Origin of the sequence: Ruixingdingia sedimenti (assembly GCF_031432425.1) — a bacterium.
Taxonomy (GTDB): Bacteria; Pseudomonadota; Alphaproteobacteria; order Rhodobacterales; family Rhodobacteraceae; genus Ruixingdingia; species Ruixingdingia sedimenti.
In genome coordinates this window covers 1-22,571 of record NZ_JAVKPH010000019.1, presented here as the reverse complement: position 1 = coordinate 22,571, position 22,571 = coordinate 1, and the positions used below count along the sequence as shown (strand labels likewise).

27 protein-coding genes are annotated in these 22,571 nt (G+C 65.3%); 4 read left to right on the top strand and 23 right to left on the bottom strand.

Features of this window, described 5'->3' with window-relative positions; genetic code table 11:
- Complete coding sequence (locus tag RGD00_RS15135) at window positions 1-711, top strand: tryptophan-rich sensory protein (protein ID WP_090848901.1); 711 nt, start codon at window positions 1-3, stop codon at window positions 709-711.
- Window positions 712-785: 74 nt separating this feature from the next.
- Here RGD00_RS15135 and RGD00_RS15130 read toward each other — a convergent pair whose 3' ends face one another.
- The gene (locus tag RGD00_RS15130) at window positions 786-1,271 is read right to left on the bottom strand and encodes a fasciclin domain-containing protein (protein WP_310458149.1); all 486 of its coding nucleotides are present in this window, start codon (window positions 1,269-1,271) and stop codon (window positions 786-788) included.
- 96 nt (window positions 1,272-1,367) lie between these two features.
- Between RGD00_RS15130 and RGD00_RS15125 the strand changes: the two genes are divergently transcribed.
- Entirely contained in the window at window positions 1,368-2,168 is an 801-nt protein-coding gene (locus RGD00_RS15125) for an SDR family NAD(P)-dependent oxidoreductase (protein WP_218139141.1), read from the top strand.
- A gap of 659 nt (window positions 2,169-2,827) precedes the next feature.
- On the opposite strand, the gene RGD00_RS15120 is transcribed toward RGD00_RS15125, so the two are convergent.
- From RGD00_RS15120 to RGD00_RS15075, 10 genes are all read right to left on the bottom strand, one after another.
- The gene (locus RGD00_RS15120; protein WP_227493460.1) at window positions 2,828-3,337 is read right to left on the bottom strand and encodes a DUF2285 domain-containing protein; all 510 of its coding nucleotides are present in this window, start codon (window positions 3,335-3,337) and stop codon (window positions 2,828-2,830) included.
- On the bottom strand, window positions 3,291-3,641 hold the full coding sequence (locus tag RGD00_RS15115; protein ID WP_238986825.1) for a transcriptional regulator domain-containing protein: 351 nt from the start codon (window positions 3,639-3,641) through the stop codon (window positions 3,291-3,293). The genes RGD00_RS15120 and RGD00_RS15115 overlap by 47 nt, the downstream gene beginning before the upstream one ends.
- 70 nt (window positions 3,642-3,711) lie before the next feature.
- Entirely contained in the window at window positions 3,712-3,990 is a 279-nt protein-coding gene (locus RGD00_RS15110; RefSeq protein WP_082658173.1) for a DNA -binding domain-containing protein, read from the bottom strand.
- 93 nt (window positions 3,991-4,083) lie between these two features.
- Window positions 4,084-4,335: a helix-turn-helix domain-containing protein gene (locus RGD00_RS15105; protein ID WP_058099093.1), complete on the bottom strand. Its 252-nt coding sequence runs from the start codon at window positions 4,333-4,335 to the stop codon at window positions 4,084-4,086.
- A 232-nt stretch (window positions 4,336-4,567) separates the two neighbouring features.
- Window positions 4,568-4,969 carry a single-stranded DNA-binding protein gene (locus tag RGD00_RS15100; RefSeq protein ID WP_012092621.1) on the bottom strand — a complete coding sequence of 134 codons (402 nt, stop codon included), beginning with the start codon at window positions 4,967-4,969 and terminating at the stop codon, window positions 4,568-4,570.
- Between the two features lie 705 nt (window positions 4,970-5,674).
- Window positions 5,675-6,091 carry a hypothetical protein gene (locus tag RGD00_RS15095; protein ID WP_090848926.1) on the bottom strand — a complete coding sequence of 139 codons (417 nt, stop codon included), beginning with the start codon at window positions 6,089-6,091 and terminating at the stop codon, window positions 5,675-5,677.
- A 157-nt stretch (window positions 6,092-6,248) separates the two neighbouring features.
- Window positions 6,249-7,184, bottom strand: a complete 936-nt coding sequence (locus tag RGD00_RS15090) for a DUF2493 domain-containing protein (protein WP_074970567.1) — start codon at window positions 7,182-7,184, stop codon at window positions 6,249-6,251.
- A gap of 333 nt (window positions 7,185-7,517) precedes the next feature.
- Window positions 7,518-8,561 carry a DUF7146 domain-containing protein gene (locus RGD00_RS15085; RefSeq protein WP_310458148.1) on the bottom strand — a complete coding sequence of 348 codons (1,044 nt, stop codon included), beginning with the start codon at window positions 8,559-8,561 and terminating at the stop codon, window positions 7,518-7,520.
- Window positions 8,561-12,910 (bottom strand): strawberry notch-like NTP hydrolase domain-containing protein, encoded by a 4,350-nt coding sequence (locus tag RGD00_RS15080; protein ID WP_310458147.1) that lies wholly within the window; start codon window positions 12,908-12,910, stop codon window positions 8,561-8,563. The genes RGD00_RS15085 and RGD00_RS15080 overlap by 1 nt, the downstream gene beginning before the upstream one ends.
- 158 nt (window positions 12,911-13,068) lie before the next feature.
- Window positions 13,069-13,491 (bottom strand): antirestriction protein, encoded by a 423-nt coding sequence (locus RGD00_RS15075; RefSeq protein WP_310458146.1) that lies wholly within the window; start codon window positions 13,489-13,491, stop codon window positions 13,069-13,071.
- A 161-nt stretch (window positions 13,492-13,652) separates the two neighbouring features.
- On the opposite strand from RGD00_RS15075, the gene RGD00_RS15070 reads away from it, so the two are divergent.
- Window positions 13,653-13,910, top strand: coding sequence for a type II toxin-antitoxin system Phd/YefM family antitoxin (locus tag RGD00_RS15070; protein WP_058898903.1), 258 nt, complete (start codon window positions 13,653-13,655; stop codon window positions 13,908-13,910).
- On the top strand, window positions 13,907-14,290 hold the full coding sequence (locus tag RGD00_RS15065) for a type II toxin-antitoxin system VapC family toxin (protein ID WP_310458145.1): 384 nt from the start codon (window positions 13,907-13,909) through the stop codon (window positions 14,288-14,290). Before RGD00_RS15070 ends, RGD00_RS15065 begins: the two co-directional genes overlap by 4 nt.
- 17 nt (window positions 14,291-14,307) lie before the next feature.
- On the opposite strand, the gene RGD00_RS15060 is transcribed toward RGD00_RS15065, so the two are convergent.
- From RGD00_RS15060 to RGD00_RS15005, 12 genes are all read right to left on the bottom strand, one after another.
- Window positions 14,308-14,952 (bottom strand): hypothetical protein, encoded by a 645-nt coding sequence (locus RGD00_RS15060; protein ID WP_012092613.1) that lies wholly within the window; start codon window positions 14,950-14,952, stop codon window positions 14,308-14,310.
- Complete coding sequence (locus RGD00_RS15055) at window positions 14,945-15,361, bottom strand: hypothetical protein (protein ID WP_012092612.1); 417 nt, start codon at window positions 15,359-15,361, stop codon at window positions 14,945-14,947. Before RGD00_RS15055 ends, RGD00_RS15060 begins: the two co-directional genes overlap by 8 nt.
- A 66-nt stretch (window positions 15,362-15,427) precedes the next feature.
- Complete coding sequence (locus tag RGD00_RS15050) at window positions 15,428-15,985, bottom strand: hypothetical protein (protein WP_039194755.1); 558 nt, start codon at window positions 15,983-15,985, stop codon at window positions 15,428-15,430.
- 99 nt (window positions 15,986-16,084) lie between these two features.
- Window positions 16,085-16,468 (bottom strand): DUF6915 family protein, encoded by a 384-nt coding sequence (locus tag RGD00_RS15045; RefSeq protein WP_090848912.1) that lies wholly within the window; start codon window positions 16,466-16,468, stop codon window positions 16,085-16,087.
- Between the two features lie 9 nt (window positions 16,469-16,477).
- Window positions 16,478-16,966, bottom strand: a complete 489-nt coding sequence (locus tag RGD00_RS15040; protein WP_310458144.1) for a DUF6878 family protein — start codon at window positions 16,964-16,966, stop codon at window positions 16,478-16,480.
- Window positions 16,967-17,168: 202 nt separating this feature from the next.
- On the bottom strand, window positions 17,169-17,333 hold the full coding sequence (locus tag RGD00_RS15035; protein ID WP_166507195.1) for a hypothetical protein: 165 nt from the start codon (window positions 17,331-17,333) through the stop codon (window positions 17,169-17,171).
- 426 nt (window positions 17,334-17,759) lie between these two features.
- Entirely contained in the window at window positions 17,760-18,056 is a 297-nt protein-coding gene (locus RGD00_RS15030; protein WP_090848914.1) for a hypothetical protein, read from the bottom strand.
- The gene (locus RGD00_RS15025; RefSeq protein WP_090848915.1) at window positions 18,053-18,319 is read right to left on the bottom strand and encodes a DUF6117 family protein; all 267 of its coding nucleotides are present in this window, start codon (window positions 18,317-18,319) and stop codon (window positions 18,053-18,055) included. The genes RGD00_RS15030 and RGD00_RS15025 overlap by 4 nt, the downstream gene beginning before the upstream one ends.
- A gap of 70 nt (window positions 18,320-18,389) precedes the next feature.
- Entirely contained in the window at window positions 18,390-18,866 is a 477-nt protein-coding gene (locus RGD00_RS15020; protein WP_090848916.1) for a hypothetical protein, read from the bottom strand.
- A 98-nt stretch (window positions 18,867-18,964) separates the two neighbouring features.
- Entirely contained in the window at window positions 18,965-21,115 is a 2,151-nt protein-coding gene (locus tag RGD00_RS15015) for a ParB/RepB/Spo0J family partition protein (RefSeq protein WP_310458143.1), read from the bottom strand.
- A gap of 123 nt (window positions 21,116-21,238) precedes the next feature.
- Window positions 21,239-21,634: a DUF2958 domain-containing protein gene (locus tag RGD00_RS15010; RefSeq protein WP_066816351.1), complete on the bottom strand. Its 396-nt coding sequence runs from the start codon at window positions 21,632-21,634 to the stop codon at window positions 21,239-21,241.
- Complete coding sequence (locus RGD00_RS15005) at window positions 21,631-22,539, bottom strand: ArdC family protein (protein ID WP_425603421.1); 909 nt, start codon at window positions 22,537-22,539, stop codon at window positions 21,631-21,633. The genes RGD00_RS15010 and RGD00_RS15005 overlap by 4 nt, the downstream gene beginning before the upstream one ends.
- Window positions 22,540-22,571: the final 32 nt, after the last annotated feature.

Sequence of the window (22,571 nt, the reverse complement as noted above, 5' to 3'; positions counted from 1 at the left end):
ATGACTGATCGCGTCGCAAGGATTGCCGTCCTTCTGCTGGCTGTGGCCTTTGCCGTTTCGCCCTTCCTGTCGAACGGCTTCGGTGGTTTCTACCGCGAAAGCTTCCCCGTGCAGGCAGACCGCTGGCCCGCCCAGCCGGTCGGATGGGCATTTTCCATCTGGGGATTGATCTATCTGGGACTGATCCTCGCCGCCGCATGGGCTCTATGGCGCCCGGCAACCATGCCGCAATGGCCCCGCGCCGCCAGTCCCCTTGGCATCAGCCTGTTCATCGGCGTCTTCTGGATCGAGGCAGCCATGCGGTCCCCACCGATCGCCACGGTGATGATCCTTGTAATGGCGGCTGCGGCCATCATTGCGATGTTGCGTGCCGGTGACAGCTGGCGCGAATGGGCGCCGGTCGGTCTCTATGCCGGCTGGCTAACGGCCGCAACGGGCGTGGCCGTTTCGGTGGTGGCGACCGGATACGGCATCCTGTCGCCGCGTACAGCCGCCATCGCACTGATCATTTGCGTCCTGATTGCGGCTGTTGCGGTCGCATCCGCCCGCCCGCGCCTCTGGACCTATCGCGCCGGGGTGATCTGGGCGCTGTTCGGCGTGATCGTTGCGAACGTGGGCGCGGGCGACTGGCTCATCGCCACGATTTGCGGCGCGGGGATCCTGATGCTTGCGCTGTTCGATCGCTTCATCCCCGGATCCAGCCTTCGCTGATCCGTATAAATCAAAACCCCGGCCGCAATGGCCGGGGTCATCTGGTTCATGCACGACCAACAGTGCCATTTGCCTCAGTTGGCGGGCGGCATGATGACCGTGTCGATGACATGGATCACCCCGTTCGAGGCCGCGATATCCGCCGCGGTGATATTCGCGTCATTGACCTTGGCACCGCCATCGAGCGTGAAAGTCACGTCGCCGCCCTGGACGGTAGCTGCCGTCATCCCCTCGGTCAGGTCCGAGGACATCACGGCACCGGGAACCACATGATACGTCAGGATCGACACGAGCTGATCCCTGTTTTCGGGCATCAACAGCGTATCGACCGTGCCCTCGGGAAGAGCCGCAAAGGCAGCATCGGTGGGCGCGAAGACGGTGAACGGGCCTTCACCTTTCAGCGTGTCCACCAGCCCGGCCGCCTGCACCGCCGCAACCAGCGTCGTGAAATCGCCCGCTGCAACGGCCGTATCGACAATGTCCGACGTGGCATCTTGCGCCATGGCGGCACCCGCCAGCATGGCCGTCGTCGCAGTCGCCATCAGAAATTTGCGCAGCATTCCGGTTCTCCTTTGTGTCAAGCAGTGCTTTTCGCAAAGGGCCTCGTTTCGAGCCCTCGATGTTCTTTACGCAGGTCGCCCCCAGCCAGATCAAACTTGTCGTCAGGAAAATTCGATCTGCGCGCGCGGATGGCGCGTAATCCGAACAACCATCACGCAAGGGGGAACGGGATTACCAAGGTTTTGATCTATGGTGGCTCGGGCGCGACGGGCGCTGCGTTGGCGCGGCTGCTTGTCGCCGCAGGTCACAATGTGCATCTGACCGGCCGAAGCGAGAGCCGCCTTGCTGCCGTCGCCGCCGAAATTGGCGCGAGCTATACCGTCGCCGATGTTATGGACGAGACAAGCTTCGCACGCGTCAGCGCCGAGATTGATCACCCGCTGTCGGGGCTGGTCTATGCGGTGGGCAGCATCACCCTGCGGCAGCTCGCGCACTTGTCGGCGCGGGCAATGGCTGATGACTTCCATCTCAACGCCCTAGGAGCGGCGCTGGCGGTACAGGCGGCCTTGCCTGCCCTGAAGGCGGCAGAGGGCGGGGCGTCGGTTGTGCTGTTTTCGTCGGTCGCGGTCGGGCAGGGTTTTGCCAATCACGCGTCCATCTCGATGGCTAAAGGCGCGGTCGAGGGCCTGACGCGCGCCTTGGCAGCCGAGTTGGCGCCGCACATCAGGGTGAACGCGATTGCGCCCTCTCTGACCGAAACTCCGCTGGCCGAACCCCTGACCGCCGATGCACGGATGGCAGCTGGTATTGCGCAACTGCATGCGCTGCAACGGCTTGGCCGTCCTGACGATCTTGCTGAAATCGCCGCATTTCTCATCTCAGCCCGGTCTGGCTGGATTTCAGGACAGGTCTTGGGGGTTGATGGCGGGCGCTCCCGGCTGAGGAGCCGAGGGTAAATCAACATTGAATGACCTAGCGCTGCATGGCGTGGGTGACGTCTACTACCTTTTCACGGCTAAAGCAGATCCTGATCTTCGAACTGCGATCAGTAATCCGTCTCAAGGTAGACCCCGGCGCAGTCGTAGGTGACGGCAGCAGCCGTCGTGCCGGTGTTGAGGTAGGGGCGGACGACAGGAACTGCGTCGCGGCGGGCAGATCGGCGATGATCTCCTGTTGAAAGACTGTGCCCGGCACTACATCCACCACCCTGTACCCAGACGGAACTGCCATTTGGTGGAGTGGTAACGAATAGGATCATCACGCCGCCCGTTGTCATTGCGATCCTCCTTTCGCCGCTCAACCGACCTTGCTGCCCCAGAAGGACGTATGGTCGGCCGCGAAATATCCATCCGCCGCGCGAAAGTTGCCCTGCAGCTCGACGGTGTCGCCTTGTGCAAGCGGTGCCATGGTCTGCAGCCAGAGCGCCGTCGCCTCGGAGACACGCGCGCCGGAAACTCCCCCCGCGAGCCGCGGATTTCCGTTATGCCGTTCAGCACCAGCCAGCCGCGCATCCGCGCATTGGTGCTGGAGTTGATCTTGTAGAGCAGCGTCGCGCCGAAGTGCCGCGCGCCGGCGACCGGCGCGGCGAAGTGGCTGTTGCCGACGCAAAGCCGCACTATCGTGGGCGGCGATGACGCAGGAGTTTCCGATAACCGCCGGCGACCATTGCACGGGCATCGCGCAGGAGTGCCTTGATGGCATGACGGGCCGAGGATGCTTGCCATTCGTCCCGGTCAAGCCGGCCGGTGTTCAGAAGAACCCGCGCGATCTCCTGCTGCGTGGCGCCAGCCCGATGGCCATCGAAGGCCCGCAGCATCCGTCGGAGGCGCGCGCGTTGCTGGCGTGTCATGCGTGTATCCGGCGGGATCGCGCGACCATGCAGGGCGGAAAGGAAGCGTTGAATGGCCTCGATCCGGTCGAAACCGGCGAGGCTGAGAGGGACGACGGCGACCGCGATCGCGTCCCCCTTAATGGCGCCGTCGAAGATCTGGAGCTTCTGCCCATTGCCAAGCGGGACGTGGAACTCTGCGCCAGCGTTCTCGACCGAGAAGTCGAGGCGCCAGTTCAGCGGAGCGCCGTCAGTGCTGTCGCCAAGTTCCAAAGGGACTTCGGTCAGCACCACCACACTTGTGTCCTCCGCTGGGAGCCAGAAGACCGGCGCATCGGGCGGCGGGACCAGCGGATCGACCGGGAAATCGCAACCCCCAGCGCTGCCGGATCCGTTCGGTCAGCGGTTGGGGGTCTCCTTGGTCGGCAATCGAGGCTTCAAAATCTGCGTCATAATCGTCATTGCGGCGCAGCCATTCCCAGGCCAGATCGGATGCCGTCAGTTCATCCAGATGGTCGTATTGCGCCGAAGAACGCCAGGTCGATGCGTCAGGGGTCATCGCGGCCTCCCGAATCCACTCAAACGAATAGGGAAGGCTCAAGATTCCCGCATGAGTTGCGTTTCGGAAGTCAGGCGCTGGTCAACAGGTGATGCGCGGCACGCATCACGGGTCAGGTCTTGCGCTGACTTTCGCGGACCAGTTCGCGGTAGCCGTGTTCGGTCATCCAATGCGCGCGAGCGAGATGAGTATCATGGATGGAGCGGCAGCGGTCGGGATCGCACTCTGGATCGAGGCCAAAGAGAACCTGCACAGCTTCGCGCCAATCGGCGCCATCACGCTCGGCATCGAGAAGGCGCATGTAGAGCTTCATGTGCTCGCGATCATAAGACGTCAGCGTCTGGCTGGACGGTGGTGTGTCGAGATATGTCTGTGTCGCGCGGCCCATCATTCGCTCACGTTCGGGTAACGTATTTGTTAACCATCTTCGGCGGAAGATAGCCATTCCTTTTGACGAGAACCTGACATCACGCTGGCCGCTATTTCACCGTTTGTCGGTGTTGGCCCCATTGTGTTGCAGCAACACGCCCTCGCCCTTGTCCGTCGACAGGAATACGATCCCGGCCGCTTCGAGAGCGCGGCGCACCTGGTCACGGGTGGACTCGAACACCTCGAGCCCGCTTTGGGATTCGAGGCGTTTGAGTGCGGTCAATGCGACTTGGGCCTTGTCGGCGAGCGTCTCCTGTGTCCATCCCAGTAACGCGCGCGCAGCCCGTGATTGGCGAGCGGTGATCATACATGATCACCTCCCACCGGGATATGCACGCACTCCAGAACTACGGCTATAATAGTCGTTCTCGCTGTGAGCACCAGCCGAAATTCAGGTGCAATTATCAAGGATAGAGAGACGACGCTCCCGTCCATGCCCGTCTGATTCGGTCGCTGGACCTTGCCAGAAGCGGCGGGCGCGATCCGGTGAAGCAGGAGGGAAACCCGGCGGCTTGCGCCGCCGGGCCTCGGGTTCCCGATCAGAACGGAATGTCATCGTCGTCGATGAACTTGCCGTCGTCGTTCTGGGTCTGCTTCGCCCGGCTCAGGAAATCGACCGTCTCGGCGATGATCTCGCAGCCGTAGCGATCGACCCCGGCGGCATCGGTCCATTTCGTGTAGTGGATGCGGCCGCGAACCAGAACCTTCATGCCCTTGTCGCAATGCTGCTGGACCGTCTTGCCGAGGCCGTTGAAGCAGGTGATGCGGTGCCATTCGGTGTCCTGGACCCGATAGCCGTTCTCGTCGCGCAGGACGCGGCCTTCCGAATAGCGGGGGCGCGAGGTGGCCAGGGTGAAGTGGGTGATGCCGGTGCCGCCCTGGGTGGTGCGGGTTTCGGGGGCCTGGCCGATGTTGCCGGCGAGGATGACGATGTTCTGCATTGTAGGTCTCCGTTGCTCCTCGGAGGGACCGTCCCTCCGACGAGACCCGGCCAAGGCCGTCGGAAGACTCCTGCAACTGCCGCCCTTGCTGCAGCTTGCCCCCAAGGCCCCAGGTGGGGCGGGCAGCCGCGCTTGCGCGGCAACACGGCTGGGAGCCGCGGGGGTTGCTGGTGGAAGCCGAACGGACTTAGGGGATCAGTCAGGCGGAGGGATGGTGCTTTCGAAAGCAGATCGGGGACGCACAGCAGAACCATCGTCCTTGCTGGCGACAGCGGCCAGGCAGGCCCCCTGCGAACCGAGACCACCGGCATGGCACTCGTTCAACCGTCTTTGCCGGTCAACGTCGTGTCCGCCGCCGGAAGGCCCTGTCATCCGCGATGTGATCGAACAGGCTATCGGGTTCTCATGCCCGCTATGACACCGTCCTGCTTCATCGGCCAAAGGCTCGGTCCCACAGCATCGTGAAGGGGCAAGGAAGGTGTTCTCGGAGGCCCTACGAAGCGAGGTGGACCGATGCAGCGGGGTATCGACCGCAAAGAACTGCGGGTTCGCACCGATGAACCGTTTCCAGAGCCGGGCGAAGCGGGCCGGGAGCGACGGCGACATGCCCGCGATGAACTCACTTTCCGTCTTGGGTGGAACGACCGAGGCCCTATAGCGCAAGCTGCCGGGTTTACTCGGAGGTGGCGGATCGCGGCGGGAGTTTCAGCGCGAGAACACCGACTCGCCGAGGGCGTTCAGATTGACGATGGCCGAGATGCCGATGACGAGACCGCCCATGCCGCCGAACAGGTTGAGAACCAGCCCCGAGTCGATGGCGTTCTTGGTGATGCCATAGAGAAGGGCATAGCCGGCGATGACGGCGGGCACGGAGAAGAGAGCGAGCGCAATGAGCCGCAGGGCCGGGTTCTTCGCGAAGCCAAGAGTCACGATCACAAGCGCGATCGAGAGCACGGCGGCGCCGATGGCCATGAGGCCGGACATCACGACCCCGGCGCCCGCGCCCCAGGCATATTGCGCGGCCGTGATGGCTGCCATGACGGGCAAGGCATAGATCGCGAGATTCCAGGCGATCACGCAGGCCGCGATGGTGAGCGAGATGGCGAGCAGGATCAGCGTCATGGAAACCTCCAGAGAACGGTTGGGGATCACGACAGGCTGCCGGGAGATGCGCTCCGCCTGCGACTATGCTGCTTCGCCGGTTCTGCAAGGATGTTCCATCAAAGGCGCGGCCTTGCATCTTGTCAAGTATCGGCGGCCGAAAGCCGCCAGGCGGCGCTTACGCGCCGCCCTCGAACTTCATGACCGGGATGCCGAGCTTGCGGGCCTTGTCGGCGAGATTCTCCTGAATCCCGGTGCCGGGGAAGACGAGGACGCCGACCGGCAGCACGTCCAGCATGGCATCGTTTCGCTTGAACGGCGCCGCCTTGGCGTGCTTGGTCCAGTCGGGCCGGAAGGCGACCTGGGGCACCTTGCGGTGATCTGCCCAACGGGAAGCGATCAGTTCGGCTCCCTTGGGCGACCCGCCGTGCAGCAACACCATGTCGGGGTGCTTGGCATGGACCTGATCAAGCTTCGCCCAGATCAGGCGGTGATCGTTGAAGTCGGCGCCGCCGGTCAGGGCCACCTTCGGGCCGGGGGGCAGCATCACCTCGGTCTCGGCCCGGCGCTTCGCGGCGAGGAAATCGCGGCTGTCAATCATCGCGGCGGTCAGGTTACGATGGTTGACCATCGAACCGCTGCGCGGCCGCCAGGCGCTGCCCGTGTGCTGCTCGAAGGCCTCGGCGGCGAGGTCGCGGAAGAGTTCCATGCTGGCGCGCCGTTCGATCAGGGTCTGCCCTTCTGCCGTGAGGCGTTCGAGTTCGACCGATTTCACCTCGCTGCCGTCCTGTTCCCGCTGCATCCGGCGCTGCGCCTGCTCGTTGTCGTCGAGATCGCGTTCGACCCGGCTGGTGGCGCGGTGGAAGAGATTGACGGCGCCCCAGAGCAGTTCTTCGAGATCGGGTTCGAGACGGGTGTCACTGAGCGTCGCCACAAGGGCGTCGAAGATGTCTGTGACGGCTACAGCGACGGTATTGCCCTCGGGGAGCGGTCGCGGATCAGGTTCGTCTTGGAACGGGCGCCAGCCGTAGAGCTGGAGTTCGGTGAGGGCGTGATCGGTCTGGGAGGAGGTGTGGACCGGCTCGGCCCCTGCATATTCGGGATCAAACGTCATCGGTTGCGTCCTTCGTCTGGAGACCGCGCCCATCGCGGCCTTCGCAGGCGTCGAAGCGCACGGGCGGGACGGGCTGGCAGCCCTCGCCCGCTCTGCGAGGGCCTTGATGGCCGGGTGCGGCTAATTTGCCTTTCGCGATGCAAAGGCGGCACAGCCGCCGGCGGAAATTAGTCGCTCCCGGCCATTGCCTGCCCGTCCCGCTTGTGCGCCGATCGCCCTCTCGAGACAGGCCGTGGGTGCGGGACTCTCCGGCGATGGATGCACCTGCCGATGGCAAGCGAACGAAACCGGCAGAGGCCGAGCCGGACCGAGCCTCCGAGCCCGATCACACCCTCACCCTTCCATGAAACGGCGGACGTCTTCGGGATGAAGCTGATCCTTCAAGGCCGCCCCGAGGGCATCGGCGCCATGGCGTCGCAGATCATCGTTGAAATCGCCCTCGCGCGGCGTGAGCGACATCGCCTCGATCCCGAGATCGGCTGCTCTGGCGGCCAGTCGGTCTCTTGCACCGTCCCCGGCCGGGTCGCGATCGCGCAGGACATAGAGCCTGCGCAGCGACGGCGGGAACAGGATGGCGGCGAGGTGAGCGGCCGAAAGCGCCGCCAGCATCGGCATGCGGGGCAGGACCTGGCGCGGCGACAGCACGGTCTCGATGCCCTCGCCGACGGCGAGCACCTCATCGGCGGTGCCGAAGCGGACCGCGTGGCCGAGAAGGTCGCCCATCGCCCGCCGCGGTGTCTCGACAGGCGCCTTGCCGGAACCGTCCGGGGCGAGCCATGTGCGATGCGCGCCGGTCTGGTGGCCGGTGAGATCGGTGACGGCGGCGACCATCGCCGGCCTGATCTCGGTGGGCGCATGCTCGTTGGGCCTGTAATAGCACCGGGGATGGTAGCGCAGCGCGGTGGTGCCTTCGAGCGTGGTGATCGCTCGCCGGTTGAGGTAGATCGCAGCAAGGGTGCCGTGGATCGGCTGCGCCATGGCGAAGAGCCGCCGCGACGCTTCAGGCGAACCGGGTGCCGCGCCGGATGTGCTGTCGGTCGGCGCTCTCGTCTTTGCCGGTTCGGGATGCGGGAGGGCGAGGAAGCGGCGCGCTTCCTCAGCCACGTCCTTGAAATCGGCGAGGCCGAGCGCCTCGCGGATGACGTCGAGAAGGTCGCCATGCTCTCCCGTCGCCATGTCACTCCACTTGCCCGCCGCACCCTTGCCGGATTCCGGGCCGGTCAGTCGCACGAACATGGAGCGTCCTGGGGTGTTCTGCACGTCACCGACCAGCCAGTATCGCCCGGCGCGGTGGCCGGACGACAGGTAGTGGCGGCAGACCGCCTCGGCCTCTCGGCCAAGGCGGATCGCCAGTTCGGATGCATCGTGCCTGGGCATCAGGCTGCCTCCCGCTCGCCGATGCGCTCGACCGGCCAGCGGTCGAAGAGCTTCCCGAGGATCGCCGGACCGCTGGCATCGACCGGCACGAACATGCGCAGCTTCCAGGAGATGATCTCGTGGAACAGCCCATAGGCCGTGAGGCGCTGGCGCATGGTGTCGGTGAAACCCGACAGCTCGATCCGGTTTGCCCCCATGACCCGGACCCGGCGAAGCTGGAGGCCCTCAGCGAGATCGAGGATGGTCCGACTTTCCAGCAGCGCCGCGAAGGCATCGTCCGGCGAGACCGAGGTGATGCCGGTCTCGGTCGCATTGGCCGCCCAAGCCGGGGAGACCTTGCGGCCGATGATGCGCTCGCCGGCGTCAGACTGAAGCCGATAGACGCGAGTGGAGTCGTTCGGCAGCCGCTTCCAGATCGGTAGCAGCAGGCCCGTCACCATGTGCAAGGTGGACTCGGCGAACTCCGGCACCTCCGCGACTTCGGCTTCCCAGGCCGATGCGAAGGCATCCCTGTCGGCTTCGACCCAATGGGTCTCGCGCATCATCCTGACCTGGACGTTCTGCGCTTCCATCGGCCGGATCAGCCGGACGCGGCGCTCGATCTCGCCATCGTCCAACATCACGCTGGTGGTGGGGATCTGCACCGCTGCCCGGCCTGAGCGCTCGTTGATCAGCAGCCTGGCGCGGGGATCGTCGAGTTCCGCCAGCGCGGCGTCGAGCGTCACCGGGCGGTTGCGCCTGCGTTCGGTGATGGTCAGCAGGCTGGTCTCGGCCCCGGTGCGCGGGTGCGTGTAGATCACCTGCCGATCCGTCACTACGAAGCTCTCGGCGCGCAGGGTCTCCAGCCCGGCGTCATAGGTGCCGGAGGCGATGGCGCCCTCGATGCGGGCGGTCAGAAGTTGTTCGAAGGCGGTGAAGAGGATGCCCTGAAGCTCGATGGTCAGCGCCAGCAGCCGGTTGAGGAAGGTGGTGATGGCCGGCAAATTGTCCTTGATGCCGTTCGCATCCATCAGCTTCAACCCGGTGGCAGCCTCGAACCGCTCCAGTGAGCAGCCGTCGACCTTGCCGCGCACCAGCAGGAGATAAAGCTGGCGCAGCGCGTCACGGGCGTAATGCGATTCCAGGTTATCTTCCGGGCGGAACAGGCCCTGACCACCGGTCTGGCGCTGGCCGCGCGTAATCGCGCCCAGCGTGTCAAGACGGCGGGCGATGGTCGAGAGGAAGCGCTTCTCGGCCTTCACATTGGTCGAGATCGGTCGGAACAGTGGCGGCTGTGCCTGGTTGGTGCGATGCGTGCGGCCGAGGCCCTGGATGGCGGCGTCCGCCTTCCACCCGGCTTCGAGGAGATAGTGGACACGCAGCCGGGTATTCTTCGCCGACAGCTCGGCGTGATAACTGCGGCCGGTGCCGCCGGCGTCAGAAAAGACCAGCACGCGCTTGGCATCGTCCATGAAGGCATGCGTCTCGGCCAGATTGGCCGAACCGGCACGGTTCTCCACGACAAGCTGGTCGATGGTGACGCCGCGCTTGCGGACGATACGGCGCGAACGCCCCGTCACCTCGGCCACCGTGTCGGTGCCGAAATGCTGGATGATCTGATCCAGCGCGCCGGGGACCGGCGGCAGCGATGCCAGACTGGCGATCATCTCGTCGCGCCGGGCCACGGCCTCGCGGCTCTCGACCGGCTGGCCGTCGCGATAGACCGGACGCGAAGACAGGTTGCCCTCCGAATCCGTGAACGGCTCGTAGAGCTGCACCGGGAAGGAATGGGCGAGGTAATCCAGGACGTATTCACGAGGTGAGAGGTCCATTTTCAGATCGCCCCATTCCTCGGTGGGGATCTCCGCCAGCCGCCTTTCCATCAGCGCTTCGCCGGTCGAAACGATCTGGATGACGGAGGAATGGCCCGCGTCCAGATCGCTGGTGATCGACCGGATCAGCGTCGGGGTTTTCATGGACGTGAGCAAATGCCCGAAGAACCGCTGCTTGGCAGACTCGAAGGCCGAGCGGGCGGCGGATTTGGCCTGCCGGTTCAGCGTGCCGGAACCGCCGTCGCCGCCGGTGATGTTGGCGGCCTGCATCGCCGCATCGAGATTGTTATGGATGATGGCGAAGGCATCGGCATAGCTGTCGTAGATGCGGACCTGTTCAGGGGTCAGTTCATGGTCGAGCAACTCGTATTCGACGCCTTTGAACGACAAGGACCGGGCGGTGTAGAGGCCGAGGGCACGCAAGTCGCGCGCCAGCACCTCCATCGCCGCGACGCCGCCGGCCTCGATCGCCTCGACAAACTCGGCTCGGGTCGAGAACGGGAAATCCTCGCCGCCCCAGAGGCCCAACCTTTGCGCATAGGCGAGATTGTGGACGGTGGTGGCGCCGGTGGCCGAGACATAGACCACGCGGGCCTGCGGCAGGGCATGCTGGAAGCGCAGCCCGGCGCGGCCCTGCTGGCTGGCGGCGACATCGCCGCGTTCTCCCTTGTCTCCGGCGGCATTGGCCATGGCATGCGCCTCGTCGAAGATGATGACCCCATCGAAGTCAGAACCCAACCATTCGACGATCTGCCTGACCCTGGAAACCCGTTCGCCACGGTCGTCGGAGCGCAGCGTGGCATAGGTTAGAAACAGGATGCCTTCGTTCAGCGTGATGGGCTTGCCTTGCGGGAATCGCGACAGCGGCGTGACCAGCAGCCGCTCCATGCCGAGCGCCGACCAGTCACGTTGCGCGTCCTCCAACAGCTTGTCGGATTTCGAGATCCAGATCGCCTTACGCCGCCCCTGCATCCAGTTGTCGAGGATGATGGCGGCGGATTCCCGACCCTTGCCGACGCCGGTGCCGTCGCCGATCATGAAGCCCTGACGGAAACGGATTGCTCCCTCGGCATCCTCCGGCGCGGCGGCGAGATTGTCGAGCGTGTCATCGATCGTCCAGCCCCCGGCGAGGAAGCCCCCATGGGCCTCGCCCGCATAAATCACGGTCTCCAGCTGCGCCTCGGACAGCTTGCCGAGAATGTCGTTGGGAAGCGTCGGCCGATAGCTGGGCTTCGGCGGCGCGATGCTCGCCATTGAGGCCGACTGCACGAGCTGGGTAGGATGCGCCTGCGCCCCGTCGATGCGGATGGTCTGAAGCCCGTATTCCTCGTAGATCGCGTCGGAGAGGCCGCCGCCCTCGGCCGGTTCCCAATCCACGGTCTCGTAGGCGACCGGCACGGCCTCCGGTTCCGCAAGGGGCGCGGCGGGCGCGGATCGCGCGGCGCGGTTGACGTAGCCGCGCACGGTGCGGGGCGCGGTGGGTCGTGCGACCGGCACCGTCAGGCCGGGATCGACCGGCAGCCGCGTGGGAAGCAGGTCGGCTAGCCAGGCGATCAGCGTGGCCACGTCCGGCGCGACACCAGGCGCTGCCGGAAACACCGCCGCATCTTCGGCCGGCAGCTTGTCGATGACCGTGAGCCGGGTCGGGACAGTGGTGCCTTGCTTGGCATAGACCGAGCCGTCGATGGCGGCGGAAAAGGTGACGCGACCGCGTTCCTGCAGCCGGGTCCAGGAGGCGGTCCACGCCGGATTATCGGGGGCGAAGCTCGCGCCGGTGATGGTCACGAGCCGTCCGCCGGGCGCAAGACGCGCCAGCGCCGAAGCGACATGGCGAAAGGCGGCGTCACGCATGCGCCCCTCGACATTGGCCATGACCGAGAACGGTGGATTCATCAGCACGACGGTCGGGACAAGGCAGGGATCGAGATGGTCATCGATCTGGGCCGCGTCGAAGCGGGTAACGGAAAGGGCCGGAAAGAGAGAGGAAAGCAGGCCGGCGCGCATCTCGGCCAGTTCATTTACGAGAAGCGTGCCGCCGGCGATCTCGGCCAGGATGGCGAGGAGCCCGGTGCCGGCCGAGGGCTCCAGCACACGGTCGGCAGGCGTGATCGCCGCCGCCGTGACCGCCGCGAAACCGAGCGGGATCGGGGTGGAGAACTGCTGGAAGGTCTGCGCTTCTTCCGAGCGGCGCGTATGCGTCGGCAGAAGCCCGGAGATCTTGCCGAGCTGCGGCAGGATCGCCGTCGGAGATCCGGCTCTACGGAAAAGCACGTTGCCGTATTTGCGCAGGAAGAGGACGGTCGCAGCCTCGCAGGCATCATAGGCCAGCTTCCAGGTCCATGCGCCGGTGGCATCGGAAGCGCCGAAGGCGGCTTCCATGGCGCCGCGCAGGGTCGCGGCATCGACGCGCTGGCCGCGTTCGAGATGCGGCACCAGCAGCCCGGCAGCGATGAAGACGCAGGCCGCGGTGTCAGCGTCATGGTCGAGCGGAAGCGGCGCGGTGGCGGATGCCGCCGCGGATGCGGAGATCATGTTCATCGGGAATACCTCGGGAGAGCGGGACGGGATCAAGCCGGGCAGCGCTCTCTCTCGACCGCACCGGCTCAAACCCCTTCCGGCCCACCTCTCGCTCTGAAGCCGTGGCGAAAGCAGGCATGAAACAAGCGCCCGGCCGTCAGGCGGGGCGCTTGTGGGTTTCAGTCGATGGCCTGGAAGATCGCCGCCGCCTCCGGATGATCGGCGGCATGTTCGTAGAGGCGGCCATAGCCCTCGGCGAGTTCGTCGTCATCGTAGCGGAAGGAAAGATGCGAGAAGGCGAAGAGCGTGGCAATGATCCCGGCGGCATCGCATGAGACCTCGCCCTCGAAATCGTTTCCTTCGCAGAACAGGAGGTAACGGGGCTTTGATGTCGGCGCGAGATAGAGCGGCTGGCCGGCGCGTTCGTAGAAATCCCAAAGCCCGCCGCCGTAGTCGCCGGGACTGAGGATCTCCATGAAGCGGAAGACGGTATGCTCGCCGATGATGAGCAGGCGTCGGCCGAAAAGGCGCGGCAGGAACTCCATGCGGCGCTCAATGGGGACACGGGTTGCGGCTTGAGAAGCAAGTTCGGGCAAAGCCATGATCGGTCTCCGAGAGGAAAAGGGACGGCAGCCGGACGACCCTCTCTCAACCCGTCCGGAGGCACCCTCTCCCGGCCCTTCTCGCGCTCTGGGGGCTTGAAATGGACCATTCTATGGACCATCTTGCGCAGGATAGCGGAGAACTTCTGGAGTGATGTGCGATGAGGGTTTCTGTCACTGATGCGAAAGCGCAGCTCACCGAGCTGGTGAAACGCGCCGAGGCCGGCGACGAGGTGATCCTGACCCGACGGGGCCATGAGGTCGCCCGCCTCGTGCCGGTTGCCATGGCGACGACCCCGAAAGGCCGGCGCGCGTTGATGGAGCGGGTCCGGGCCACGGCGCGGGGCAAGGCACTGCCCGGTGTCAATGCCGCGCGCAGTCAGGACTTCCTCTATGGTGATGACGGGATGCCGGCGTGATCGTCGTCGACACCTCGGCACTGATGGCGATCGTGCTGGACGAGCCCCAGGCCGAAACCTGCATGGCGGCGATCGAGGCGGCGGACGGGTTGCTGATCTCGGCCGGAACCGTGGCCGAGGCGCTGATCGTGGCCGGGCGCCGCAATGTCGGGGAAGAGATTGCCGCCCTGATCGAGGGCCTTGGATTCGAGGTCGTCTCCGTCACGGAGGCTTCGGCACGCAGGATCTCCGAAGCCTATGCCCGCTGGGGCAAGGGCGTTCATCCCGCCGCTCTCAACTACGGCGACTGCTTCGCCTATGAGGTCGCCAGCGAACGCGGCTGCCCGTTGCTCTTCGTCGGCGACGACTTCTCACGGACGGACCTGCTGTCGGTTCTGTGAGGCAGCGCAGAAGGGTTTCAGCCGAAGCGCTTTCCATCAACTGTGAAGCTGTATTCGTTGGCAACGATGGCCTCATCGACCGCCTCATCCGAAGTCAGGTAGTCGTATTCGCGCTCAAGCTGGCGATAAAGCCAACGGGCGAGATCGCGCAATGCCTCCATGACGGTCTCCTCGGCATCGGCGGTCATGTCCTGCCAGGTCGGGCTGTCGCGGGTGACCGAGATCGCCATGCAGTATTCGTGATAGTATCGCCCCCGATGGGTCGCCTCGGCGGTCAACTGGTAGAAGTTGCGGCGTTGCGCCTGGTGCAGGGCATCCGCGATGCGGTGCAGCTCCACATCCTTCGGCGCATAGGTACGGATTTCCGCCGCCGTGCCTTTGCGATAGGAATAGTGGCCTTCGAACGCGGCGCCATCGCCCTGCGACCAGAAGCCCGTAAACCAGATGCAAGGCTCTTGTCGCACGCCGCCGCCCATGAGGCGGACGGTGCGGCTCTTGATGCGGATGCCGAGGATGTCCGCGATCCGCCGGAAATCCTCATAGACGGCATCGTACCAATCGTAGTCGAAGCCGCCCTCGCGATACCAGGCGCGGGCATTGTCTTTCGCGGCTTCGGAAAGCTCGTCGAGCCGATAGACCGTGGTTTCGATGACGTCAGGCATTGGGGTCGCCCCCGTCCAGAACGGTGGAAAGCCAACCGTCGGTGTAGATCCAGTCCACCGTCTCGCCGGTGGCGAGGTCGAGGACATGCGCGCCGCCCCCGAACCCGTCGATTCTCGGACGTGAGCAGGTATTGGCGTATTGCATCCCCCATAGCCCGGTCAGGCCGAACGCGGCGGCACAGCGTTTGACGAACTGGATGACATGCTCGGGATCGCCGGTGCCGTCATCGCGCATCCAGAGCTGGGTGCCGCCATGTTCGGGCTGGATCGAAAGCATGAAGCCGTCCGAGGGCGGATCTTCGGCGGCGTTTTCGCGCGCCAGCGCGTTGTAGAGATCAAGCGCGCGGGCGGCGTTCTCGGGGCTGCCCACATCGAGCAGGCAGGAGAAATGGGTGAAGTAGTCGGCCATGTCAGGCTCCTGAAACGAGAAGGCCCGGCGCGGGGCCGGGCCTAGTGGATGGAAAGGGGCGACAGGTCAGGCAGCTTGTGGCAGCCGCAGCAGATCGGCAGTCGTCTCGCGCCAGAAGGGATCGACCAGCCGCGCCTCGAGCAGGCTGGCGCGGTGGCGGAGATCACGAGCCGATACCGCATCGCCGCGCCCGGATGCCGTGAAGGCCATGCCCCGCAGACGGCTGGCCTCCGTGACGGTGCGGCGAGCCTCGGCGTCGGAGGCGACCGGATGCTGCCAGAGCACGATCCCGGCCCGGACCTCACCGGCAAGGACAAGGCCCAGTTCGTTGTCCTGAATGACCATGACGCGGGGGCGAAAGCGCAGCGCATCGCCCTGTCCAACGCGGAAATCACCGCGCGCAACGCGCTGGCTGGCGATGATCAGCGCCTCTTCGGGGGATTGGCACTGGCCGATGACGAGCGTGCGGTCGAAGCCGCCGACGTCATCGCTTTCGTCATCGCTGGCGATACCGATGCAGGAGATGCGCAGCGGCAGCTTCTGGGCATGACGCAGCCGGGGCAGGATCTGTCGCGCGACAATTTCGCCGATCGAGGCGAAAGTGGTGTGGTGGGAAAGGCTCATGGGGAATGCTCCGCGACGGACGGCGGAAGCCCCTCTCCCGCCTCACAACCCGTCACGGCCAACCGGCCCGCACTCTTACTCTCCCGTGCCGATGGAGGATCATCGTGGCCGGGAAACTTCGAGACCTATAGTGCAATGCGGATCGACGTCCGCCTCGATCCGCTGCGTCCGCCCCATCCAGGGCGCCGGGTGGATTGCCCGCGCCCAATCGGCGAAGGACGGGATATGGCCCAGATCCTCGCGGACATGCTGCTCCCCGACCCATCGGGTCGGGATCACCCTGCCGGTGGACAGGGTGATCGTTACCCCGAAAATGGTCTCGGCCATGAAGATGCCCTCGGCATGGTGGCGAAGCGCGCGATGACGAAAATCAGCCAGGATTTCCTTGCTGGCATCGAACCAGCTATGGATGGGCAGGTAATCATCGACCGTGCCGCCCCATTTCTTCACCGACGAGAGCGCATGATGATAGGGATGTGCCATTTCCGCCCCTCAGAACTCGTGACTGTAGAATTCGGTGGCGGTGTAGCGCTCGCTGTAGTCGAGCGTGATGGTGCGCGCCGCCACATCGAAGCTGAACTCGCCATAGGCGCCATCATTGTTCTCCCAGCCGCCATGGGTTTCCGAGAGGAAGTGATAGGCGAGCTGTTCGATGGCCGCCTCAACGCCCATTGAGGTTGCGGTCACCTTGTCGGTTCCCCATGCCACCGTGGCAATGGTGATCTCGCCCTGCGGCAGGTCCACGGTCCGGTCGTCCGATTGTGCGGTGATGTCCTCGATCTGGCCGCTGTCGCCAGAACCGTCGAAGGTGACGGTCACGAGAGTGATGCCTGCGGCGGCCAGCGCATCGAACAGCGCCGTCTTGTTGTCGGGACGGACCGCTTCAGCGCGACGGTTGCGCTCATCGCGCTCGGTGAAGAAGCGCGCGACGCTGGCGGCCATGTCGAATTCCGGCGTGGCTGGTTTGTCGGTATCGGTCATTGGATGATCCTCCAGGAGAGCGGGATGATATGGCCCGGCATCACTCTCCTCTTCTTCCGCCGGGCTCGCCCCGATCCCGGCCCAACTTTCCCTCTTCCTTGCCGAGGCAGGCCTCGGCGTCGCCGCTGGCGATGGGCAATCGGCGCAGGACTGAAGGCCCGGATGCGGAATCCGGGCCACCTGGCGGAGGCGCTTTCGCGCCTCAGCCGAAGGGATCGAGTTCGAGCTTCACCATCTCTTCGTCGCCGTCGAACTCGTCGGCGGGCATGGCGCCGTGGGTGCCGTCCCCGGCCTGAAACACGACGATCACGACCATCAGCGTGGTGGCGAGGCTGGCGGCGAACGCGGTGGCATCTGCGTAGGACATTGGTTCCGGCTCCTGTCTTTGGAGGCGGGGGACCATCCCCCGCGCGACAGGCGCCCGAAGTGTCTGACCGGGTCTGCAATCACCCTCGGGCGTTCGGATTCTTTCCGAATCCCCGAGGGCGGCACGCGCGCGTAAGCCGACCCCACCGGGGTTGAATGCAAAGAGACGGCCGGACCAAGGTTAGCGAATGGAAGCGGGGGATGGTGCTTTGCGTCGAGCAGGTGCCGGAAACCCGTCGCAGATGCTTTGCTGCGCCAGCCTCGTTGCCGGCGGATATTCAGGGTGTGTTTCAGGCCGGGGACGGCACCTGTTGCCCCCGCAACTCCAAGGAGATGGCGCAATGGTGAAGCTCGAACTCGATCCATCGCTGCACGGGCAGCGATACCTGATAGCCCCGTGTGCAAGGCGCGGCTTTCAGGGCCTCAGTCAGTCCCAGAACCCATCGGCGATTTCGCGGGCGATCATGGCGCGGGCCTTCATCATCACATCGTCGCCGGAGGTGTCGATATGACCAAAAAAGCGCGTCCGGGCGCCATGGGCCGTCCAGTCGGCATAGCGGCAGTATTCACGGGCATCGAGCCGAAAGGCGCGCATGTCCTCGGCCCAATGCGGCTTGGGTTCCACGACGACGGTGACGCCGCCGCGGGATTCCTCCCAGGGAAGCGAGCGCTCCGAGGGCGGGTTGCGGCGGTCATCGGCGAAGATTTCATCGACCGTCATCATGATGCGCGCCCATCTTCGGCCTTCTCGACAAAGCCGGCAGGATCGTCAGGGTCCGGCGGCAGATAGGCGTCATAGGGGTTGCCGTCTGCGAGATGGCCGAACGGCGTGAAGACGTAATCGCCCCCGTCGCGGCCGACCGCGCACAGGACATAGCGGGTCTCGCGGGTCGAGGCGTCGAGGCATTCCATAAGGGCGAGATTGCCGTCATCGGCAGCACGAAGCAGAGTGTCAAAGTTCGTTCGAACGGGATTGGGAATGGCCATTGTAGTCTCCTGAAACGAAGAAGGCCCGCCGTCACGGGACAGCGGGCCGGATGAACGGGATCGGCGAACGTCACGCGGCAGCTCGGCCCTCGACGGCATCGGCGCCTGCCTCGTCGGCGGTGATCTCATCGAGACGGGCGCGGCTACACCCTTTCCTCGCCAGCCAGAGTTCGGCCGCTTCGCGGTTCTCGGCGAGGTGCAGCAATTCGACGTTCTCTCCGACATCCTGCACAACGCGGACCTGACCGATCTTCGGGCGTTCGACAACCCGGAAGCTCAGATCGCTGTCGATGCCGTAGCTGCGCATGATGGTGATGAGGATGATGCCGCCTTCGCCGAAATCACCCTCATGCAGGGTGAAGGACGGCGGGGTCGTGTAGGTCGGGCGCTCGCGGCCCGGTTCCTTGCGCACGAGGCGACCGGCCCCGTTGCGGGATTTCCACGCGGCGAGCTTCTTGGTGAAACGTGCGGGCGGTTTCGGCTGGCCGTCGCTATAGGCCACGAGCGAGCCGAGAGGCGCAATGTCGAAAATGAGGGAAGCGGACATGATCTTGCTCCTGAAACGAAAGCGGCCCGGCGCGGTGCCGGGCCTTGAGATGGAAGGGATGGAATGCAGGGCGACGGAGGCCGCCCCGCTGCTGCGCGTCACTCGGCGGCGACGAGGGCCTCCGGATCGTCGGCGGCCTCGGCCGTGTCCTCATGGCCACCGGCGAGGAAGTCGGGCAGCGCCACGCCGTCCTCGTCCTGATCGGTCGCGCCATCCACGGCCTGCGCCTCGATGGCGGGGCGCAGCGGTTCCGGCAGCCAGCCGGTATCGGCCAGGAGCCGTTCGGCCTCCGTCGCCATGTCGCCCTTCTTGAGATGCGCGATGAGATCGGCCGCGCGATCGCCGGCGCCCTCGCGCACCGCCTCGATGATGCGGGTCTTGGTCACGCGACCCAGGTAGTTCTCGACCGTGGGCCTCCAGCCTGCCTCGACGAGATCGAGGCCGGTGGCCTGTGCCAGCCGTTCGGCCTCGGCCATGCGGCGGTCGAGACCGTGCTGCGAGATGCCGTTGCCCGAATAGGGGTTCGGCCGTTCGTAAAGCGCGTTGACGCCGAAACTGACGCAATGGGCGAGCAGCGCCAGGCGGCTGGCATCGTCGAGACCGTCGATCCAGTCCCAGAGGCGGTCGTCATCGCCAGTTGGAATGTCGCCCCGCCAGGCGTCCGCACGCTCGTCGATCATCTTCGCGGCGGCGCTGTCAGCGAGCCCGGTCGCATCCGTGGGAAGATAGATGTGACGCACGGCGGCATAGAGGCTGGTTCCCGAGGTGGCGGTGCGCTCGAAAGTATCGAGAACCAGCTTGTGCAGCAGCGCCGTCATGGCGACGCGCGGATTCTCGGCAAGCGCATTGCGCAGCGCCAGCGTCCGCCAGGCGGTCAGGTCCGTCACCAGCCGCTCGGGCAGTGGCTTGACGGCATCGTCCTCCTCTTCATCGGCGTCCGGAACCGGCTCGCCGCCGACGGTGATGACCGCACGCTGCACGGCATCGGGACCGGACGGGTCGGCACCTTCGCCGGCATCCTCACCATCGACGGTCTCAGGCTGCTCGTCCTCGGGGCGGACATAACCGGGACTGACGATCAACTCGCCATCGCGGCCGATGCTGACGAAAACACCGGCACGGGCGATGTCTTCCGGCGCGAAGGTGACGGGCCGGTTCTCGAAGCCTTCCAACTCGGCTTCGATCTCCCCGAGCCGCTGGTCGATCTCATCGGGCAGGTCGTCGGCTTCTGCATACTGCGCTTCGAGTTCGTCATACTCGTCGCGCAGCGCCTCGCGGGTGGCGCGCTCCTCGTCGGTCAGCTCCTGGGTCACGCCGACCAGCCTGCGCAGGCCATTGGCGTGACCGTAGGGAAGCTCGACCGCCGCCTCGATCCACCTCCATCCCTGACCGGCGACCTCGTCGGCGATGGTGCGCAGCTTCTCGTCGACCAGCCGGTCGAGCAGCGTGACGTCCTGCAACCAGCCGCCGTTCTCGTCGGAGAAGAGATCGCGCAGCACCGGGCCACCCGCCGCCTCATAGGCCTCAATGCCGACGAAGAGTACGCGCTTGTCGGCGGCCGGAACCGTGGTCTCGGTCAGCAGGCTGCGGATGTGCCAGGGCTCTTTCTGCCACGACGTGCTGATCCGCTCCCAGACCTGCTGCTGGCGCTCGTGGTCGGGATTGACGGTGAAGGCTTCCAGCATCGCCAGCGTCATCTCATTCCGCGCATAGGCGTCGTGCAGCGCCGACGCGACCGTCGCGAGACGAAGTCGCTGCATGATGTAGCGCGGCGTGGTCCGCCAGGCGTCGGCGATCTCCTCCTTCGACATGCCCATGTCGAACATCCGCTTGAACGCCTTGAACTGGTCGAGCGGATGCAGGGCGAGGCGCAGCAGGTTCTCGGCCAGCGAGTCGTCGACGGCCGAGGTCTTGGCATCGGCCTTCTTGACGATGCAGGGGACGAGGCCGTCGGCCGGGAAGCGACCGGCCTCGACAAGGCGCGCGATGGACCTGTAGCGGCGGCCGCCGGCCGGCGTCTCGAAATCACCGGTCTCGTTGCCGTCCTCGTCGAGGATGGCGCGGACGTTGAGACCCTGCACGAGATCCTCGCGCCGGTCGATGTCATGGGTAAGTTCGTCCAGACCCGCCTCGACGTCGGTCTCGCGGACATTGCTGTCCGACAGCCTGATGCGGTTGAACGGAATGTCGCGCGCCCGTGAAAAGACGATCATCGGGGCGACGGGCTTCTTCCTGGCAGCTTTGGCCATGGTGGTTTCTCCGCGACGGGCGGCCGGGAGCCACTCTCTCGACCTCCAACCCGTCACGAAGCGAAGCGCCGCCCTCTTCCTCTGAAGAGTGCGACGCCAGGCCACAAAGCCGGCAGCCGGAAATCAGGATTCCCGGCTTTCCGTATCTACGGATGTGCAGGTGAATGCCGCACCGGCGCGATAGAGAACACGTTCGGCCGCACGGATGCTGCCGGTCTCGCGCGCAGTGTCCGCCCAGACCGAGATCGGGAAATCCCCGGTGAAGAGCAGATCCCGCTCGATCCCCATGCCGAAGGGCAATCGGACGCCGCGCAACTCTTCCAGGCTCCACGAGCCAAGTTCGGGGTAGCCGATATCGGCCAGGCCGAACATGATGTCGCCGCCCTGATCCAGCTCGGTGGCGAGCCAGACGCCCGCGCCGAAGGGGTTGAAGAATTTCACGACGGGGATGTGATCCACATCGCGCTGGCGTCCATTGGTCAGAAGCCGATCACGCTGTGTTCCGGTCAAAAGGATCATGCCGCGACCCTCCCTTCGATTGCAGCCGGAACCGGCTCCCCGGCATCTTCGTCGGTCAAATGCGACAGCAGCCAGTCGGCCGCCTTGCTGGCCTGGGAGGCTGCGCGGACGATGGCGCGGTTGTCCTCGCGCAGCACCTCCAGCCAGGAGCCGATATAGTCGGCATGGCGCACGGTCGGCACGATGCCGAGCGAGGCGCAGCAGAAGGCCGCGTTCATCTCGGCCACCAACTCCTCGAAGGCATATTTCTTCGTGCCGAAACTACCCGAGAAATCGCGCCCCAGGCGCGAGGCATGGCCGGTGGCGTGCCCCATTTCGTGGAGCGCCGTCCTGTGCCAGTTGATCGACTCGAAATAGACGGCCGGCGGCGGCACCTGGACGTAGTCGAGCGCGGGCACATAGAAGGCACGGTCCCCACCGATGCGGAAGTCGATGCCGGTGGCCCGGATCAACGCCTCGACCCGCGGCTCGATCATGCCGGGCGGCGGGGGCGGTGCCTCCACGGCCATGTCCTCGGGCAGGCCTTCGCATTGCGCGGCATTGAAAACGGTGAAGCGCTTCAGGAACGGGACGCGTCCCGGTTCTTCACCGGTCTCGCGGGCTCGGCGCTTCTCGTCTTCCGGGGTGAAGCGGTCGGCATAGACGACCGTCGTGCCGTGCTCGCCCTTACGGACATTGCCGCCGAGGGCTGCCGCCTGGCGATAGGTGAGCCAATGCTGGGTCGGATAGCCGTGCTGGACCACGGCGCCCCAGAGGATCAGCACATTGATCCCGGAATACTGCCGCGAGGTCGCGGCGTTTCGCGGCATGGCAAGCGGCGCTTTCGCCGCAGTCCCCCAAGGCTGGACCCAGGGAAGCCGTGAACCGCGCCGGGTTTGCCGGAGGCTCCAACTCTTGAGTAGGATGGAGCATCATGAGCAAGACGACGAACAAGTTT

What these genes read in the sequence shown, in the direction of transcription:
- RGD00_RS15135 (WP_090848901.1), top strand. Translation starts at nt 1, where the DNA reads ATGACTGATCGCGTCGCAAGGATTGCCGTCCTTCTGCTGGCTGTGGCC.
- RGD00_RS15130 (WP_310458149.1), bottom strand. Translation starts at nt 1,271, where the DNA reads ATGCTGCGCAAATTTCTGATGGCGACTGCGACGACGGCCATGCTGGCG.
- RGD00_RS15110 (WP_082658173.1), bottom strand. Translation starts at nt 3,990, where the DNA reads ATGATGGGCCGCGCGACACAGACATATCTCGACACACCACCGTCCAGC.
- RGD00_RS15105 (WP_058099093.1), bottom strand. Translation starts at nt 4,335, where the DNA reads ATGATCACCGCTCGCCAATCACGGGCTGCGCGCGCGTTACTGGGATGG.
- RGD00_RS15100 (WP_012092621.1), bottom strand. Translation starts at nt 4,969, where the DNA reads ATGCAGAACATCGTCATCCTCGCCGGCAACATCGGCCAGGCCCCCGAA.
- RGD00_RS15095 (WP_090848926.1), bottom strand. Translation starts at nt 6,091, where the DNA reads ATGACGCTGATCCTGCTCGCCATCTCGCTCACCATCGCGGCCTGCGTG.
- RGD00_RS15090 (WP_074970567.1), bottom strand. Translation starts at nt 7,184, where the DNA reads ATGACGTTTGATCCCGAATATGCAGGGGCCGAGCCGGTCCACACCTCC.
- RGD00_RS15085 (WP_310458148.1), bottom strand. Translation starts at nt 8,561, where the DNA reads ATGCCCAGGCACGATGCATCCGAACTGGCGATCCGCCTTGGCCGAGAG.
- RGD00_RS15080 (WP_310458147.1), bottom strand. Translation starts at nt 12,910, where the DNA reads ATGAACATGATCTCCGCATCCGCGGCGGCATCCGCCACCGCGCCGCTT.
- RGD00_RS15075 (WP_310458146.1), bottom strand. Translation starts at nt 13,491, where the DNA reads ATGGCTTTGCCCGAACTTGCTTCTCAAGCCGCAACCCGTGTCCCCATT.
- RGD00_RS15070 (WP_058898903.1), top strand. Translation starts at nt 13,653, where the DNA reads ATGAGGGTTTCTGTCACTGATGCGAAAGCGCAGCTCACCGAGCTGGTG.
- RGD00_RS15060 (WP_012092613.1), bottom strand. Translation starts at nt 14,952, where the DNA reads ATGCCTGACGTCATCGAAACCACGGTCTATCGGCTCGACGAGCTTTCC.
- RGD00_RS15055 (WP_012092612.1), bottom strand. Translation starts at nt 15,361, where the DNA reads ATGGCCGACTACTTCACCCATTTCTCCTGCCTGCTCGATGTGGGCAGC.
- RGD00_RS15050 (WP_039194755.1), bottom strand. Translation starts at nt 15,985, where the DNA reads ATGAGCCTTTCCCACCACACCACTTTCGCCTCGATCGGCGAAATTGTC.
- RGD00_RS15045 (WP_090848912.1), bottom strand. Translation starts at nt 16,468, where the DNA reads ATGGCACATCCCTATCATCATGCGCTCTCGTCGGTGAAGAAATGGGGC.
- RGD00_RS15040 (WP_310458144.1), bottom strand. Translation starts at nt 16,966, where the DNA reads ATGACCGATACCGACAAACCAGCCACGCCGGAATTCGACATGGCCGCC.
- RGD00_RS15035 (WP_166507195.1), bottom strand. Translation starts at nt 17,333, where the DNA reads ATGTCCTACGCAGATGCCACCGCGTTCGCCGCCAGCCTCGCCACCACG.
- RGD00_RS15030 (WP_090848914.1), bottom strand. Translation starts at nt 18,056, where the DNA reads ATGATGACGGTCGATGAAATCTTCGCCGATGACCGCCGCAACCCGCCC.
- RGD00_RS15025 (WP_090848915.1), bottom strand. Translation starts at nt 18,319, where the DNA reads ATGGCCATTCCCAATCCCGTTCGAACGAACTTTGACACTCTGCTTCGT.
- RGD00_RS15020 (WP_090848916.1), bottom strand. Translation starts at nt 18,866, where the DNA reads ATGTCCGCTTCCCTCATTTTCGACATTGCGCCTCTCGGCTCGCTCGTG.
- RGD00_RS15015 (WP_310458143.1), bottom strand. Translation starts at nt 21,115, where the DNA reads ATGGCCAAAGCTGCCAGGAAGAAGCCCGTCGCCCCGATGATCGTCTTT.
- RGD00_RS15010 (WP_066816351.1), bottom strand. Translation starts at nt 21,634, where the DNA reads ATGATCCTTTTGACCGGAACACAGCGTGATCGGCTTCTGACCAATGGA.